The 17,388-nt window shown below is 45.1% G+C and carries 16 protein-coding genes; 7 read left to right on the top strand and 9 right to left on the bottom strand.

Annotated elements, in window-relative coordinates; all coding sequences use genetic code 11:
- Positions 1–56: 56 nt before the first annotated feature.
- The 5 genes from MADE_RS06050 to MADE_RS06030 all read right to left on the bottom strand — a co-directional run bounded on the left by MADE_RS06050 (position 57) and on the right by MADE_RS06030 (position 6,681).
- On the bottom strand, positions 57–476 hold the full coding sequence (locus MADE_RS06050; RefSeq protein ID WP_012517786.1) for a hypothetical protein: 420 nt from the start codon (positions 474–476) through the stop codon (positions 57–59).
- Positions 477–571: 95 nt separating this feature from the next.
- On the bottom strand, positions 572–1,030 hold the full coding sequence (locus MADE_RS06045) for a hypothetical protein (RefSeq protein WP_015066616.1): 459 nt from the start codon (positions 1,028–1,030) through the stop codon (positions 572–574).
- 402 nt (positions 1,031–1,432) lie between these two features.
- Complete coding sequence (locus tag MADE_RS06040) at positions 1,433–2,071, bottom strand: transglycosylase SLT domain-containing protein (protein WP_012517784.1); 639 nt, start codon at positions 2,069–2,071, stop codon at positions 1,433–1,435.
- Positions 2,072–2,138: 67 nt separating this feature from the next.
- On the bottom strand, positions 2,139–3,737 hold the full coding sequence (gene gshA, locus MADE_RS06035; RefSeq protein ID WP_012517783.1) for a glutamate--cysteine ligase: 1,599 nt from the start codon (positions 3,735–3,737) through the stop codon (positions 2,139–2,141).
- Positions 3,738–3,810: 73 nt separating this feature from the next.
- Positions 3,811–6,681 (bottom strand): M16 family metallopeptidase, encoded by a 2,871-nt coding sequence (locus MADE_RS06030; protein WP_012517782.1) that lies wholly within the window; start codon positions 6,679–6,681, stop codon positions 3,811–3,813.
- 302 nt (positions 6,682–6,983) lie between these two features.
- Between MADE_RS06030 and MADE_RS06025 the strand changes: the two genes are divergently transcribed.
- Genes MADE_RS06025 through MADE_RS06015 form a run of 3 tightly spaced genes read left to right on the top strand, consistent with a single transcriptional unit; the run spans position 6,984 to position 9,327 of the window.
- Positions 6,984–7,544 (top strand): Hpt domain-containing protein, encoded by a 561-nt coding sequence (locus tag MADE_RS06025; RefSeq protein WP_012517781.1) that lies wholly within the window; start codon positions 6,984–6,986, stop codon positions 7,542–7,544.
- Positions 7,544–8,383 (top strand): pseudouridine synthase, encoded by an 840-nt coding sequence (locus MADE_RS06020; RefSeq protein ID WP_012517780.1) that lies wholly within the window; start codon positions 7,544–7,546, stop codon positions 8,381–8,383. The genes MADE_RS06025 and MADE_RS06020 overlap by 1 nt, the downstream gene beginning before the upstream one ends.
- 2 nt (positions 8,384–8,385) lie before the next feature.
- Entirely contained in the window at positions 8,386–9,327 is a 942-nt protein-coding gene (locus tag MADE_RS06015; protein WP_012517779.1) for a ketopantoate reductase family protein, read from the top strand.
- Between the two features lie 100 nt (positions 9,328–9,427).
- On the opposite strand, the gene lysS is transcribed toward MADE_RS06015, so the two are convergent.
- Together lysS and prfB are read right to left on the bottom strand one after the other, a co-directional pair.
- A complete protein-coding gene (lysS, locus tag MADE_RS06010; protein ID WP_012517778.1) occupies positions 9,428–10,996 on the bottom strand; it encodes a lysine--tRNA ligase in 1,569 nt (522 codons plus the stop codon).
- Between the two features lie 23 nt (positions 10,997–11,019).
- Positions 11,020–12,118, bottom strand: a protein-coding gene (prfB, locus tag MADE_RS06005) for a peptide chain release factor 2 (protein ID WP_141153572.1) whose coding sequence is annotated in 2 segments (ribosomal slippage) — positions 11,020–12,042 and positions 12,044–12,118 — 1,098 coding nt in all. Because the reading frame shifts where the segments join, the coding sequence is not laid out codon by codon here.
- Positions 12,119–12,453: 335 nt separating this feature from the next.
- Here prfB and MADE_RS06000 point away from each other — a divergent pair.
- From MADE_RS06000 to MADE_RS05990, 3 genes are all read left to right on the top strand, one after another.
- Positions 12,454–12,672 carry a hypothetical protein gene (locus tag MADE_RS06000; RefSeq protein ID WP_012517776.1) on the top strand — a complete coding sequence of 73 codons (219 nt, stop codon included), beginning with the start codon at positions 12,454–12,456 and terminating at the stop codon, positions 12,670–12,672.
- Positions 12,673–12,991: 319 nt separating this feature from the next.
- A complete protein-coding gene (locus MADE_RS05995) occupies positions 12,992–14,050 on the top strand; it encodes a flavin reductase family protein (RefSeq protein ID WP_232363101.1) in 1,059 nt (352 codons plus the stop codon).
- 62 nt (positions 14,051–14,112) lie between these two features.
- Entirely contained in the window at positions 14,113–15,210 is a 1,098-nt protein-coding gene (locus MADE_RS05990) for a fatty acid desaturase family protein (RefSeq protein WP_051343485.1), read from the top strand.
- Here MADE_RS05990 and MADE_RS05985 read toward each other — a convergent pair.
- Both MADE_RS05985 and MADE_RS05980 read right to left on the bottom strand, forming a co-directional pair.
- On the bottom strand, positions 15,188–15,625 hold the full coding sequence (locus tag MADE_RS05985) for a DUF2177 family protein (protein WP_012517773.1): 438 nt from the start codon (positions 15,623–15,625) through the stop codon (positions 15,188–15,190). The genes MADE_RS05990 and MADE_RS05985 overlap by 23 nt on opposite strands.
- A 114-nt stretch (positions 15,626–15,739) precedes the next feature.
- Positions 15,740–16,198, bottom strand: a complete 459-nt coding sequence (locus tag MADE_RS05980) for a hypothetical protein (RefSeq protein ID WP_012517771.1) — start codon at positions 16,196–16,198, stop codon at positions 15,740–15,742.
- A gap of 263 nt (positions 16,199–16,461) precedes the next feature.
- Here MADE_RS05980 and MADE_RS05975 point away from each other — a divergent pair, with 263 nt between their 5' ends.
- Positions 16,462–17,340 (top strand): DUF417 family protein, encoded by an 879-nt coding sequence (locus MADE_RS05975; RefSeq protein WP_012517770.1) that lies wholly within the window; start codon positions 16,462–16,464, stop codon positions 17,338–17,340.
- Positions 17,341–17,388 lie beyond the last annotated feature (48 nt).

The following is a 17,388-nucleotide window of genomic DNA, read 5'->3' as shown; positions in this document are numbered from 1 at the left end:
TTTCATTTAAGCTCTCATGAAGGCAACCTGAGTGCTGGTATATGAAATTATTGACGTTATCGCGTCCCGAATCGGTTAAAAATATTCAGTTCGTTTTCGCTTCCTAACATCAACTCAGCAGACCTACAGAGTGTTTCCATCGATTCACTAACTTTCATATCAAAGTTGGAAGGCGTGGCTTTTAAACTGTGTTGAAAAATTTTGGCGTTGGTGTGTGTCGCTAGAAGCAAAAAGCCAAGGCAGCCATAAGATTTTAAAAAAGGTAATCGAGTGCAGAGTTGCTTTGCAGCAGTATGGGTGACTGTAAGGTTTTTGTCGGGGATGGAGAAAATGACCCAACGCTCCCGCTTTCTTCCCTCTTTCACAATCTCATCAAACCATTCGTCAACTGTTCTATCGTCATATACATTACTGGGTATATCAAATAGCACATTATTGACGTTGAAAAAACGGTACTGATGCTGACTTCCTACCATGGCTACCTCCTGTCATGCCTTTATAAAATTGATAAGAAGCGTTCTTATACTTAGATCATTTAAAAGGAAAGCAATGAAGTGGCATAAGGTAACCACTACCTAGTAATATTCCTGCTTTGATAGACGTTGTGCCTTTGCATACCACTAGCAATTTTCTCAACTAACCAGTCTGATGCCGCTGAACTATCGCTAAAGAATTGAAAAGGTAGCGTAGATGCGTCGTAAATTTTAGACCAAAACTTCTGCTGTAACGCGAGCCCTTCTGTCTCATGAAGTACTACCGCAGTGGCAACAAGTCCTGAATCAACGGCTTCATCCACAATCAATTGTGCATCTGCTGTAGCTTCCATAGGCGCTAAGGCTAAGCCGTGAACGTTAACTAAGCTGGCCCAAGAAGGCACTTGGATCTTTTCTCTCTCAGCACCCACTACGCGTTGATATTTAAGAATAAACTCTAAATTAAAAGGCCCGCTAAGGCTGATGGAAAGAATCCGCTTCTCTTGGAGAAAGTGAGCATGGACATCACCATGCGCGCTAAACTTTTTATTCACCATAAGTTCACTATCGCTACGCTTCCTAAATCTGATCAAACATCATCAACAGCAATGCTTAAAGTATAAAGCAGGAATTGAGATTGCGCCTGTTAGTTGTCGTAGAAAACCTTAAATACAATAAGCGCAAAGTAAGAAGGAAAATAAAAACAAAAAGCTATTGCAAATCATTCTCATTTACACTATCTTGTAAATGCCTGTTCGACGTGAGTTAAAAAAACGGTCTTGGCTTAGCGTCGCTGGGGGATAGACGCCCGTCTATCCCCCATTTTTTCTTATTCCTATCAACGTATTACCTCTTACTTTTTCTTGTTCTAATGTTAATGCTTTTTATCAGTGGCATAAAAAACGCGACTTCGAAGTCGCGCTTTGTGTGCTCTTTATCTTTTCAGCAGCCGATCTGCGTTAACTAAACAGCTTCATAAACCACCCTTTCTGGAGGTCTTCTTCGCAGGTCTTAAGCTGAGTGGCGTATCGCAATGAACGTGCTTTTACTTTTGACGCCACTTTTTTGAGCCAAGGCTTTCTGTCGTAACTTCTTCGCTTATAGCCGCCCCACCCTTCGTGATAATTCAAGTATTGGGCATACGCGTCCCATTTTGAAATGCCGTTCACTTTTTGAGACTTGTAGATAAACCAGCCCATGAAGTCGATAGCGTCTTCGAAGTCATCTCTATCTGCGCCACTGTTATCCGTTTCTCTCATATAGTCTGCCCATGTAGGCGTTTTAGCTTGAGAATACCCATAGGCTGAACTGACTCGTCCCCACGGAATTAACCCAAAGAAAACATAATCACGTGGGGGAAGCGCATCGTGTCGAAACGAACTTTCCTGATACATCATGGCCATAGGAACATGGATAGGCACACCCCATTTGTCTCTGGCATCAGCCGCTGCATCATACCAATCGTCCTTTTCGTAGAAAATTTCGCACAAATTACTGATGTCTTTAGGAGGCGTTGTTGCACACCCAGCGATAAGCAGTGGAAAAAGAACGATGAGCGTTGATAAAAAAACAACCAGTTTTTTGAACTTTTGGTTCATAGCTTGTCTTAATTAATGTTCTAGTAAAATGTGTGTTTCCCTGGAACCCTTCGATGCCTGACTTATGTCAGGCATTTTTTTTTGCAGGAGCTTCAGCGAAATAATCACGAATGAATGTATCAAAGTCTTTAGTGTCAGACGCTTCTATCTCTTTTTGCGCGGAGAATGACACTTCAGCTTGTGCGGCAAAACCCGCAGCATCGGTATCGGTATACTCAAAAGACTTCATTTCCGCCTGATACGCCTGCGCCAGTTCAAGACCAAGTATGCCGTTATCTTTGTCATCTTCCAGCAACATAGCAAGCAGTTTGCCTGACGGCGTTATGTCTGGATTTTTCACTTTTTCAAATTCAGCTTTCACCGCCTGCGAATAAGCCGTAGTGTCGTTAGCCAAATCCAATAGCTCGGCAGCTTGCTCAAATACGTGAAACAGCGATGCGCACCATTGTGGCAGTGTAGTATCCACACCATTGTTCTGTAGCACTAAGTCAGGATTTCTCCCTTCTAGTACCACTTTATTCATGTTTTCTTTAGCTTCTTTAAGCTGAGCTTCATCTAGCTCTGCACTTGGCATAAGTAAACACGCCACTAAGAACACATCTAAGAAGTCAAACTGCGTTTGCGAGATACCTATGGGTGTAAACGGATTTACGTCTAGAGCGCGGACTTCAATGTAACTGATACCGCGACGAACCAAAGCGTCTGTTGGTTTTTCCATTGACTCGGTAGGCTGCTTAGGGCGTATAGGTGAATACAGTTCATTTTCAATTTGAATGATATTGCGACTTAACTGTTGATAATTTCCTTCTTCTCCTGCCGTGAATTCACTAAAGCGTGAAGAAGGCGTTGTCATAGCGTCGCGCAGCAGCTTAACGTAATTATCTAACCGGTTATAACAAATTTTAAGTGAAGATTGCTCTGCACTGGTATAGCCTAAATCACTCATTCGTAGACAGGTTGCATAAGGCATATATACAGTGCCTTTGCCTACCTTCTTAAATGGCAGTGCATGCTTTTTACCTTTTAAGAACGAGCCACACAGTGCCGGAGACGCGCCATAAAGATAAGGGATAAGCCAGCAAAGACGACGGTAATTACGAATTAATCCAAAATAGTCTGCAGAAACTTGTTCTTGCGAATATTCTTTTCCGTTCAGCTCTGCCCACAGCTTCCAAAAGCTTTCAGGTAGTGAGAAATTAAAGTGCACACCAGCAATGGCCTGCATCATGCTGCCGTAACGGTTTTTAAGCCCAATACGATAAACCCGTTTCATTTTCCCAACGTTCGACTCACCAAAATAGGCAATAGGAATGTCGGCTTCATCTTCAATGAAGCAAGGCATACTAAGCGGCCAAATTTGCTCTTCACCAATGTTATTAATGACAAACTTATGGATATCTTTTAACTGAGAAATTGTTTTTGCCGCGCTATTTTCTGGTGGCGTTATAAACTCTAACAGCGACTCTGAAAAGTCTGTAGTTATTGAGTCGTGAGTCAGCGCTGATCCCAGCGGCTTGGGGTGTGGCGTTTGTGCCAAAGTGCCATTTGGGTTTATACGAAGGGCTTCGCGCTCTACTCCACGCTTAATATCTTTTAGCGCAGCTAGGAACTCGGGTGACTTAAGCGCGGCTATGCGCGCTTCAAAACGGGATGAGTCTACAGTCAAAATGGTGGTCCGTTATGTCAATATTGCCCCTGTTATGGGGGGCAATAGTGTAAATTCAACAAAAATTAATCTGTCAGTTTAACGCTTCTCGCCTGTTACCCTCTACTGATAACTCGATAATTGGCATTGATAGCGCGTTCAACTGAGGCAAAATTTTCGCTTTATCGCCCACTACAATAATTTGCATCTTATCAAGATTCAAATATTGCTTTGCAAGCGCGTCTATCGATTCTTTATCAATGTTATTGATAATATCGAGCTGCGCTTCTCGATAACCTTTTTCTAAACCGTAGCTCAGTAACTGACGCAAGAAGCGCGCTTTGCTTGTAGGCGTCTCAAATTCAAGGGCATCGCTAAGCGTAAAAGCATTGCGCATAAAATCAATTTCCGCTTTTTCCACACCCTCAGACCTGTAACGCTCAATTTCACCTAAAATTTCTTTTATCCCTTCGCCGGTATTAGCGGCGGTAAGGTCGGTACTCACTTCGAACCAGCCCAGCGTTTTGCCGCCTACAAAGCCGCTATTTGCGCCGTAAGTAAAACCTTTATCCTCGCGTAAGTTTAGGTTGATACGGCTGTTAAATGCCCCGCCTAGCGGGAAGTTCATTAAACGTGATTTGAAATGATCGCCCGTCGCATCGAAAGGTAAACTTCTGTCCACAATATAGACAACCGACTGAACTGCTTCAGGGCTATCAATAAGGAAAATTTGATTTTGGTTGTACTGAGGAAAGTCACTATAATCAGCAAATTCGTAGGCGTTACCTTGCCACTGGCCTATAAAATCAAGCGTTTCAACCATGTTCTTCTTCGATAAGTTTCCAACAGCAACAATGCTTGCTTTATCTGGCGAATAGTAATTTTTATAGAAGGTTTTCACATCGTCCAGCGTGATACTTTGCACAGTCTCAAGGGTGCCTTCGTCTGGCAAACTCACGCGATTGTCTTCGCCAAACAAAATAAGATCTCGTGCCCGTCGTGCTAAGCTCGATGGTGTTTTCGCCTGCTGCTGCAGACCTTGAACCACCCGCTCCTTCATGCGCTCGAAATCTTCTTCTGTGAAAGCGGGGTTAAAAAGCTTTTCTTTTAAAAGCGCTAAGGTTTCATCTAGGAACTTGGTTAACGTAGACACATAAACCTGTGAATATCTGCCTGCGGTACTGAATCGAATAGAACTTCCCAATTTGGCAAGTTCACTGGCCAACGCTTCATTGGAGTAATGCTTGGTCGTTTCGTTCATCAATAGTGCCGTAAGGTAGGCCGTTCCAGCTTTGCCTTCTGAATCTAGCAACATGCCGCCGTCCATACCTAACGTTAAGGTAACCGTTGGCGTTTCTGTACTGGTTACCCCCAGTATTTTAATGCCGTTGGCAAGTTCAGCTTCCCAGTAGTCAGGCACTTCCACGACAGGTGCATCACCGGCTTTAGGCATCACGCTTCTATCGAAACTTGAAGGTGCGCTAGTAAACGCTTCCTCACCGGCAACGTCAACGGTTTCAACGTGAATATTTCTTACCGGGCGTTCAAAGGTTTGCTCGGCGGCAGCTAACTGTACTTGCCCTTTTGGTACCACACTTAGTACAACGCTATTGGCATCTTTGATGTACTTGTTGTAAACCCGCATCACGTCGTCTGCCGTTACTGCGTTATAGCGTTCAATGTCTTCTGCTATCAAGTCTGGGGTTTGGTAAAACGTTTCGTTAGCGGCCAATGCTGATACTTTGCCAGATACACTTTGAAGCCCAAACACGGTACGCGCTTCAATTTGACCTTTTGTGCGTGCTAAATCGTCTGCCGTCACGCCGCGCGTTTCAAATTCTTTGAGTGTTTGGTTTAGCACCTCTTGCAAGGTTGATAACGACGTGATTTTTGCCGGGTTCGCTAGGGCAAGTAGCTGAAATTCACAGGCAAGCTCACGACAAGGGTGAGAAACGACTGCTTGAACCGCCATCCCTTCTTTAACCAAGTTTTTGTAGAAAAGTGAGGTTTTCCCTCCCCCTAAGATATCAGCCAGCACGTCAAGCGGGGCCTCATCTTCGTGGCGACCGTAAACGGTGGGATAGGTAATTTGCAGCAATGGCAAATGGACTTTGTCTTCCAATGTCATATAGCGTGTTTCAGTAAGCGTGACAGGTTGCGGCTCAGGCTCTTCTACAGCAGGCCCAGCCGGTATCTCGCCAAAATACTTTTTTATCCACGCTTTGGTTTTTGCTACGTCGATATCGCCACCAATAGTAAGTACGGCATTGTTGGGGCCATACCAACGTTTAAAAAAAGCTTTTAGGTCGTTAACGTTAACCCGGTCTAAGTCTTCTACATAGCCAATAGTCATCCACGAATAAGGGTGACCTTCTGGGTATAAGGCTTCGCCGTTAAGCTCATAACGCAAGCCATATGGTTGATTATCAACGCGCTGTGCACGCTCGTTTTTCACCGTCTCTCTTTGATTTTCAAACTTGGTTTGATCCACTGCTTCTAAAAGATAGCCCATGCGATCTGACTCTAACCACAGCACTTTTTCTAGCTGGTTGGCGGGAACCGTTTCAAAATAATTCGTGCGGTCGGTATTGGTTGTACCGTTTAAGTTACCGCCTGACTCGGTAATCACTTTGAAGTGCTGTTCGTCTGCTACGTGTTTTGAGCCCTGAAACATCATGTGCTCGAAGAAGTGAGCAAAACCGGATTTACCTACATCTTCTCTCGCCGAGCCTACGTGGTAAGTAACGTCAACGTGAACAAGCGGGTCTGAATGATCTTCGTGCAGTATTACAGTAAGACCATTTTCTAACGTGTACTTCTCGTAGGGAATAGAGACGGTATTAGATGAATTTGTTGCAGCCTCAGCTTGGCTTTGAGCATGATCTACCGGTGCGTGTTGACACGCTGTTACAACAATGACCCCTAAGGCCATACACAGAGTTCGTAGAGCCAGTTTTCCTGACATGATGATTCCTTTTAAAATAACGACACCTTCATCCTTCGCTAAGTAACAAACTGCTCAAGCCCAATGTTAGGGTCACCGACCTTAATGAACTAGCGAATTTTGAAAGATTACCAGACTTTTTAACGCTTTACTTCTCTGGACTTTGCTATGATTGTATTAATTTATGTATTTCTGAAATACACTTGTACGCAAAAGCTCTTTGCAAATGCGTTTTTTCACCGCTTAATATTGGTAAGTGGTACGAATGAGCGAATAAATGGTTTCCATTTGGAATAGAAAATAGCGGTTAAAAGGAAAGTTGCATGGATCAGTCAACAACAGTACTTGATATTGATTTTGGAATGTCACAACTCAGTGGAAATAAAAAGCTATTGTTCACGCTACTGGGTAAGTTTACGGATGAATATCGTTCTCTTGATGCTGACATACAAGCGCATGTTGCAAAAGGTGACTTCGATGAAGCCTATTCACTTACTCACACCTTAAAGGGCGTGACGGGCAATTTGGGCATGTTTGCTCTGCACAATGCCAGTAAGCCAGTGGAGAGTGCCTTTAGAAACGATAAACGAATTGCCGATGAATATCCCGCTTTTGTTACTGTGCTTAATGAAACGATTGCTGCAGTAGATACGCTTATACAAGAACCTGCGCCTAGTGTCGCAGCGCCGGCTAACGGCGCAGTGGCTGAGCAAGCACGTAAACAATTAATGGCTGCACTGAAGGCCAGCGAATTTATTGCCGAAGAAAAGCTAGATGAGTGGTTAGATGCCCTTGCTTTGCCTGAGGATAAGCGAACTGCCATTGTTGATGCCGTTGACGAACTTGACTACGAAGAAGCCATTTCAGAGTTAGAAAATAGCTAGTGCAACCCATACCTATTCTTTTTGAAGACGCAAACTTACTTGTAGTAAATAAGCCTGTTGGCGTTGCGATGCACGACGCCCTAGACAGCAAGTCAGGTGACCCGAAAGATAACGCGCTAGCTATCGAGCATGAAGACACCGACAAAAATGCTGCACAAAAAGAAAGCTCAGCTTGCAAAGGCGAAGATACGCTGCGTACTGATGGTATTGTCACCCAGCTTAAAAAGCAGCTTAGCCTTAGCGAACTGCATTTATGCCACCGGTTAGATACGGGAACATCGGGCTGCTTGTGTTTGGCGAAGAATGCAAAAACAGCGGCTGAAATTGGCGAGCTGTTTTCTTCACGACGCATCGGTAAATTTTATTTGGCCTTAAGTGAACACAAGCCTAAGAAGAAACAAGGTGCAATCATCGGCGATATGAAAAACCGTCGTGGCGGTCAGCGCATCTTGTTAAAGTCGCAGGAAAACCCCGCTATTACCCAGTTCTTCAGCCATGCCGCTAAACCGGGCACACGAGGCTTTATTGTCAAACCCCATTCAGGCAAAACACACCAAATCCGCGTGGCATTAAAAAGTATTGGCGCCCCCATTTTAGGCGACAGTCTATACGGTGGTGCGCCCTCCGACAGACTTTACCTTCACGCATGGCACTTGCGCCTGCCTTTATCTGCCGGAGAGCTTACCATCACTGCGCCTTTCGATACCGGTCGCGTGGTCAATGAATCAGAAGTACAGGCTTGGTATAGCGCTCTTCAACAGCCAGATAGCTACCCTTGGCCATCGCTGCCAGCCCGGTTTTCAACTCCCCCTATTGATAAATTAAACGTGTTAGGTTAACCGTGAAAAAGCTTCATATTGTTGGCGGTGGCGCTATTGGAAGCTTGGTTGCCGCTGGGGCACAGAAAAACGGTATTGGTAATGCCTGCTACCCGCGAAATATAGTCGCGATGCCAACTGAGGCTTTATGGCAAGATGGCGGTAGTACTATGCTTCAGCCGCCTTTTAACACACCAACGGTGCTAGATAGCAGCGACGTATTGGTATTTCCTCTTAAGGTATATCAACTGCAACAAGCCATTACGCAGTGGCTTCCCTATCTTGAAAACACTCCAACTATTGTATTGCTTCACAATGGCATGGGCGGGCTTGAAACTGCACGCTCATTATTGCCTGATGACTACCCCATTCTACTTGCCACCACCAGCCACGGTGCGTTAAAAGAAACGACGTCGTCTGGAAAAATACAGGTCAGGCATACGGGGCTTGGCGCTACCCAAATTGGGCTAGCCAAAGCAACACGCAGATTACCAGCCACATTGTCTGCGTTGACCCTGACTTATCCACTACAGGCCAACGCAATAGCCCTATTAGAACGTGCACTGCCGCCTGTGCATTATCAAGCAAATATCCTTACCTCACTTTGGACAAAATTATCGATTAACGCCGTCATCAACCCACTAACGGCGCTAAATAATATGCAAAACAAACGCATTGCCGAGGCGGCGTTTGCCGAGACTCGCCACGCAATTTGCCATGAGTTTACTTCAGTGGCGAACGCCTATGGGTATGATTTCAACGAAGATGATGTGCATGAGAAAGTATTAGCCGTTGCTAAAGCAACCGGCGAAAACTATTCAAGTATGCATCAAGACGTGCTTTACGGCAGGCCGACAGAAATAGACGCCATTAATGGGTATATTGTGGAAATGGCAAAGAAAAAGGGTATCCCCGTTCCCGAGAACACCCTTTTGGTAGAGCGTGTTAAGGCGCTTCGCTTGTAAAAGAGCTAGCGCTTAAAAGCATTTGAGCTTAGAACACTAGTCTTTAAACGAAGAGCTGGCCTACTTATATAAAAACTGGCCACGCGGCTCCTTTTTTCTATTACGCTTGCTCACCGGCTTCTTGCGCGTCTTTCGGCGCTTGAGGCTTCATATGTGGGAACAAGATAACGTCTTTGATAGTTGAGCTATCGGTAAATAGCATAGCTAGGCGGTCGATACCAATACCCTCACCCGCTGTTGGCGGTAAGCCGTACTCAAGTGCACGAATATAGTCATCGTCAAAGTGCATGGCTTCATCATCGCCCGCGTCTTTTTCTTCAACTTGCTTTGCAAAACGTTCAGCTTGGTCTTCTGGGTCGTTAAGCTCGCTAAAGCCGTTGGCTAATTCACGTCCGCCTACGAAGAACTCGAAACGGTCGGTAATGAACGGGTTGTTGTCATTACGACGTGCTAGCGGCGATACTTCCCAAGGGTATTCAGTGATAAACGTAGGTTGTTCAAGCTTCTCTTCAGCTGTTGCTTCGAAGATTTCGCACAGGTATTTACCCGCGCCCCAAATACCGTCAACTTCAGGCTCTTTGATATGAAGCTGCTTTGCCATCGCTTTAAGCGAATCTAGGTTCGCTTCTGGGTCGCGAATAGCGGCTTCATCAGCTTCAGGCCAGTATTTAAGAATCGCCTCGCCCATGCTCAAACGGTCGAACGGCTTACCAAAGTCATACTCTACTTCAGACGTTACGTTACCTTCAGCGTCTTTCGTTGTGTTCTTGATAATGCTGGTACCAAGAATGTCTTCCGCTAACGTGCGCAGCATATCTTCGGTAAGGTTCATCAGGTCGTTGTAGTCTGCATACGCTTGGTAGAATTCAAGCATAGTAAACTCAGGGTTATGACGGGTTGATAAGCCTTCGTTACGGAAGTTTCGGTTAATTTCGAACACACGCTCAAAGCCACCAACAACCAAACGCTTAAGGTAAAGCTCTGGCGCAATACGCAGATACATGTCGATATCTAGCGCATTGTGGTGAGTGACAAACGGCTTCGCCGTCGCGCCACCTGGAATAACCTGTAGCATTGGCGTTTCTACTTCTAGGTAGTCACGCTCGGTCAGGTAATTGCGAATACCATTCACAATTTTACTGCGGATCATAAAGGTTTTGCGGGTTTGTTCGCTTGTGATCAAGTCAACATAGCGCTGGCGATACTTGGTTTCCTGGTCGCTCAAACCGTGGAATTTTTCTGGCAACGGACGAAGTGCTTTTGTTAGCAGCTCGTATTGCTCCATGTTTACGTAAAGGTCGCCTTTACCTGACTTGTGCAGGTCGCCCGCTACGCCAATGATGTCACCAATATCTAGCGCACCGTATTTTGCTTTAAGTGCTTTTTGCGTGTCTTTGTCTGCGTAAGCTTGAATACGGCCTGTCATGTCTTGAAGCAACATGAAAGGACCACGCTTTGCCATAATACGGCCAGCAATGCTTACCTTGTTGCCCTGCTCTTGCAAGGTTTCTTTGTCGAATTCACCGAACTTAGCTTGCAGCTCATCCGCATAGTTTTCACGACGGAAGCTGTTTGGGAAACCGTTGGCACGGCACTGCTCGCGAATAGCGCTCAATTTGGCACGGCGCTCTGCAATCAATTTGTTATCGTCTGTTTGTTGGTCAGTCATAACCTTTCACTTCGTTGTTCGGTTTACAGCCCAGATTTTAGGCTAGCTTCAATAAATTTGTCCAAGTCGCCATCTAGCACGGCTTGAGTGTTACGCGTTTCCACGCCGGTGCGCAAATCTTTAATGCGAGAGTCATCCAATACATACGAACGTATCTGACTTCCCCAGCCGATATCTGACTTGCTGTCTTCCATCGCTTGTTTTTCGGCGTTTTGTTTTTGCAGTTCAAACTCATAAAGTTTGGCTTTCAACTGCTTCATCGCCTGATCTTTATTTTTGTGCTGCGAGCGATCGTTCTGACACTGCACCACAATGCCCGTTGGCTCGTGGGTAATACGTACCGCAGAGTCCGTTCTGTTTACGTGCTGACCACCCGCGCCAGATGCACGGTAAGTATCTATACGCAAATCAGACGGGTTAATATCAATATCAATATCATCGTCGATTTCTGGATATACAAACGCCGATGAGAACGACGTATGACGGCGGTTACCCGAATCAAACGGTGACTTACGAACCAAACGGTGCACACCCGTTTCTGTGCGTAGCCAACCAAACGCGTACTCCCCCTGAATACGTAGGGTCGCACTTTTTATACCGGCCACATCACCGTCTGATACTTCAATCAGCTCAGTTTTAAAGCCATGGGCTTCGCCCCAACGCAAATACATACGTAGCAGCATATTGGCCCAATCTTGCGCCTCTGTACCGCCAGAGCCCGACTGAATATCAATATAGCAGTCGTTTTCATCATTCGGGCCAGAAAACATACGGCGAAACTCAAGCACTTCTAGTTGCTCAATTAAGCCTTCAAGTTCACTTTGGGCCTCAACGAAGGTGTCTTCGTCTTCAGCCTCTACCGCCAACTCCACAAGACCTTCAACGTCTTCTGTGCCTTGGTCGAGTTTATGGATCGTTTCAACGATTTGCTCTAGGGCTACTTTCTCTTTGCCAAGTGCCTGCGCTCTGTCTGGCTCGTTCCAAACATCAGGGCTTTCTAATTCTCGGCTAACTTCTTCTAAACGCTCTGACTTTGCATCAAAGTCAAAGATACCCCCTAAGCGCGTCGGTGCGCTCGCGGATATCTTTTATCGCATTCGTAACGGGGTTTATTTCAAACATAGTCCGCTTATTTCGTTAAAAATTTAAGACCGCGGATAGTACCGAATTTGAAGGAATTTTGATAGGGGTTGGCGCAAATATTGCGACACTGTTTTACGTGAGCCTATGTGCATTTTTCGACCACTTCCGATGAGGTGAACAATTTTACCGTTCAGTGGCGCACAACACGCATTGGTTAAACGGTCAGAGCCCATAAGAATAAACTTATAAAGCATTTAACGCTTCGTTGCATCTTAACGTAGTGCACTGGTTTAGCACATTCTCGCTTTCCTCAAGGGTGCAGTGCAAACTTTACCGTCGTTATGAACGACAAGTGGAAAAATAATAGGAAAAGTATGTCGTTAAATAATTTGTCTTATGCTGTTATCGGAGTACTGCTTGGCCTCTTAGTATTGGCATTAGGCCAACTTGTTGACTGTCAAAATTTAGCCGGCGCAACCATGTCGTTACAATGCCCCAACGGCGCACCTATTTCAAAACTATGGCTGGTCACTTCAATGCTAATAGCGGGAAGTGGTATCGCCGCTTGGCTATTTCGAAACCGCAACTTCTAAGCGCGTTGTGATATTTCAAGCGCATAAAGGAGGCGAGCCCCTTTATGCGCAGCAGTGTTCACCTTGTTACGTTTACGGCTATTTAGCAAACGTATAATTCGTATAGCCTTTCTCACCGCCCACAAATCACTTTTGCATTTTTCGCAAAAGTATTAGCCCATTTCGACGACGTTACCCTAAATTTTCTTCCTCTCCTCTTGACGCAGAAAATTTTAAGCTTACACTTGTGCGCTGAATCAGCGTACAACTGTACGCTTAAATATTTTGATCATTTTTTGTATTAAAGATATTCCGACCATAAATAGGTGTGATTTCTACATTGAGACTATTACTAGATAAATTTACTGATCGTATATTCCACCACGGCTCTTGGAAGGGCTATTGGGAAGTACTGATGCAGCAAATTAAACCCGCATGGCGCGATGGATATTTCAGAGCCAGAGTTGTGACAGTAAAAAACTTAAACACGCATATACTCGAGGTGGTACTCGAGCCAGATAGTTCGTGGCCCACGCATGCCGCGGGGCAACATATCGCGTTGACCATAGAGCTTAATGGCAGGCTCACCACCCGCGTATTTACTATAGCAAGTGGTGCTAATACCCACCAAAGAGACAAGCAGATTCGCTTGGTGACTAAGGTAAAAGCCCAAGGCGCGCTAACACCTTACCTTCATACCTGTGTGCCTAATCAATGGGTTAATATCTCGGCCCCCATGGGAGAGTTTGTATGGCCGCAGACGGAAAAACCTCTACTTATGATTGCGGGCGGTTCGGGCATTACCCCTTTCATTGCCATGCTTGACGATGCCATTAACAATGCACAGGTAAATCAAAAAGCGGTGCATTTGCTTTATTTTGCAAAGCCCAATGAACACGTATTGCTTGAGGAGCTTTCAACTTTCAGCAAGCGCTGTGAAAGCTTCACCTATGACACTTTAACTAAGCAAAGAGATGGCGATGTAGAAGCCCATTTATCTTACTTTGCCGATGCACACTGGTTAGTGTGTGGCCCACATGCCATGTTCGAGCAAGTAGAAACTTATGCAAAGACGATTAGCGCGCCTGTTTCAAGCGAGCATTTCGCTGCGCTGCCTGTGGTGAGCCACACAAGCCTTACCGAAAGCGAAACTTTCTCGTTGGTTCACAATGGCCAGTCTTTAACTATCGACAATCAGCAAACCCTACTTTTGCAGCTTCAACAAGCAGAACAACCTGTGACCTATGGCTGTGGAATGGGAATTTGTCATCAGTGCCAATGTGTTAAGAAAAGGGGCGTGGTAAGAGATACCCGTACTGGCGAACTTTCAGATAGCGCAGAGCAACTTATTCAGTTGTGTGTATCACAAGCCGTTACCGATGTGGAGATTCAACTATGAACACTAACGTTGCAATAGACAATCAGCACCGTGAAGAAGCCATCAAGCATGCGAACTTGCCGATGCACGAAACTCAGGAAACTCTAGCAACTCAGCCTACGAGCGCTAGAAAGAAACCGAACTACGAGATACTTGCCGCACAGCTTGATGAAATCAAAGCCGATATTAAACAGAAAGTGGGCGCTGAAGATGCTGCCTACATTCGACGTATCATTTTTATTCAGCGTATTTGTGAATGGAGTGGCCGTATATTATTAATGCTGGGTTTCTTACAGCCTCTGCTTTGGGTTGCCGGCGTATTAAGCCTAGCGACGGCTAAAATACTCGACAATATGGAAATTGGCCATAACGTGATGCACGGTCAGTACGATTGGATGAACGATAAACATATCAATTCAAAAGGCTATGAGTGGGATATTGCCTGCGATGGCGCAAGTTGGAATCGCGTTCATAATTACGAGCATCACACCTATACCAACATTATTGGTAAAGACAGAGACTTTGGCTACGGTTTGCTTCGCTTGTCTAATGATTTTAGATGGCGTGTAAAAAACTTATGGCAGTTCGCAACTTATATCGTACTTAGCGTTTTGTTTCAGTGGGGTGTGTCGTACCACGAAATGGCCGCTGAGCGGGTCTTTTTTGGAAAAAAGAAGGACAACCGTAAGAACCAAGTTACCCATAATGAACTTAAGAAACGCTTTTTCAGCAAAGGGGCGCGTCAATTAGTAAAAGACTATGTGCTATTTCCTCTGATAGCTGGCCCCCTATTTTTATGGGTATTTGCAGGCAACCTTATTGCTAACTTACTGCGCAATTTGTGGACGTCGACCATCATCTTCTGTGGTCATTTCACTGGCGATGTAGAAACCTTCAAAGAAGAGGATTGCAAAAATGAGAGTCGCGGTCAGTGGTACTATCGTCAGGCCCTGGGATCATCGAACATCAAGGGCGGTAACCTGTTTCACGTACTGACTGGGCATTTAAGCTTTCAAATTGAGCACCACCTGTTTCCAGATATCCCAGCAAGACGCTACAGAGAAATGGCCCCCAAGGTACAAGCCGTATTCAAACAGCACGGCATGCACTACAACACTGGCGGCTTTTTAAAACAATACGCCAGCGTGTTAAAACGCATTATTCGCTACTCTTTCCCTTAACCAGTTGAAACCCTAACCAGCCGGCCATGGCGCTTGCGCTGGTTAGGCACGTGCCCCACGCCCAATCAATAAACATGATAAACAAAGTAAAACCTTCAATTATGCTGTACGCCGTTAAATTGTAGGCGCCATAACTGGCCAACCCTAACAGCGCGCCATCAATACCCGCGTAAAGCAGCGATTTGTCTCTGTTAGCTACCACAGCAAGTACAAACACCACGCATCCATACATTAAGTAAAACACTACCCAAGGCCACGTGATGAACTGGCTTCTAAGCAGCGGTTCCATTTCACTTTGATACCAGCCATCCGCAATAACGCCAAGCCACATGAAGTCGAGCACGCCAAAGCACACAAAGATTGCCAGTAACGACGCGACGATGTTTTTCGCAAAACGAATGATGTTGGAAAGCATGAAACCTATCCCTGTAAATGAGCAAATTGCCAATGTAAGTTATTTAAAATATGGATACGCGAGTGTTGCACAATTAGCGCATTGCCGATGGCGCGCGCTTCATTTAACGCTCGCTTAATCAACACACAGGGTATGCTCCACCACACCATTAGACACATAAGCTCTGCAGCCAAATAGGTCGGTAGTTTCTAAACACACCCCACTGGCTTTTTGCCCAGCTTCCATCTTATTGTTTTCCGTGACACAAGCCACTTCGCACTCGCTGCTGTCATTACACGCATTGCCAGCATCGTTCGCGGGAAGCACACAAGCATGCGCCTGCTGTCGGCCTACTTTCTTCCAGTTACCACCGTGTTTATCGCACACTTTTTCAGACTCAATGGAATAGGCCTGCTGCACCAAAGGCAATGAGGTATCAACAACTTGCTCTAATCTTTCGACGTCTTCAACACTCGCGATTGGCTCATCAATAGGTTCTGGGGGCTGAGCGCCACAAGCAGACAAGGCTGCACACACGCCTGCTATTAACCAGATCCTAAAACGCTTCTGTGCTCTACTGCTTGCTTGTTTCATTTTTTCTCTCAATTTATTTTACTTTTTAAACCACTACTATTTAAAAGCCAAACTATTTAAGCCCCACATTACTTAAGACCTAATTTATTTAAGACCGCTGCTACTTATGACAACCGCTATTAGATAAGTTCTTATTTTGTCGATAAATCCTTATTTGCTTGTTGCGCTATGCCTAATAAATTATCAAACCTATGAAATTTTAGTGCTACCTCGACGGGTCTCTACATACACTTCGCAAAACTAGCAGTATTTACGGACGCTTTATGACACTAAACCAAACCGAAAACATGGTCACCGCATTGCTCACTTTTAGCTTCGCAGTTCTTGGCCTAACATTTTTATTGGGTGCAAACCCCAATGCACTTATCGCTACATTTAATTTCTACTCGTTAGACTCTGTGTTGAGCGAGAGTGCCCTTGGTGCTTTTTCTGGTATCGCGTTGCTGTTGCTACCGTTAATGACCATTGCAGCACGTTTTAACCTTGTTTCAGCAAAAGCAGTAACACTATATGCCACTTTTGTAACGGCCATTCCATTGCTGACGTTATTATCACCAACGAGATGGATGGCCGATTTAGGGGGCTTCCCGATTATTGGCAGCGGTCAAGGCATCATTAAGTACTTCGCAGTATTACCGCTTTTCCTATTCTTGTTTTATCGCGAAAAATTTTCACACAAGCAACTGACATACCTTAACTTTGCTCCTGTAACCATGGTCTTATTATGGATAGGAGGCATGAAGTTTTTCGAGTTTGAAGCTAATGCGATTGTGGGGCTAGTTGAAACATCACCGTTTATGTCGTGGCTATATGCTGTGTTTAGCGTACAGGGTGCATCGAATGTAATTGGTGGGTTTGATGTCCTCTTTGCACTGCTATTGGGTGCGGGCATCTTTACTAAGAACAAGCCGATGATCATTGCGAGCGGACTGGCTTGTTTATCGGCTTTTATAATGACACAAACGTTTTTGTTTACTGTACCGGATACCTTTAACAGCACGACTATCATCAATCGCCTAGGACAGTTCGTTATTAAAGACCTTTGGTTTGTCGCTAATCTTGCTGTGGTGGCTTACTTTACGCTGTTCGAGGCAGTTTCACGAGAACGCGAAGAAGCGCAGTTGGGTCAATCGCCACAGTAAAGCTTTACGGCAAAGTCAGGTTAAAGATGTTGTAGTAATTAACCACTA

Origin of the sequence: Alteromonas mediterranea DE, from assembly GCF_000020585.3 — a bacterium.
Lineage (GTDB): Bacteria > Pseudomonadota > Gammaproteobacteria > Enterobacterales > Alteromonadaceae > Alteromonas > Alteromonas mediterranea.
This window is presented reverse-complemented; position numbering and strand designations above follow the sequence as displayed.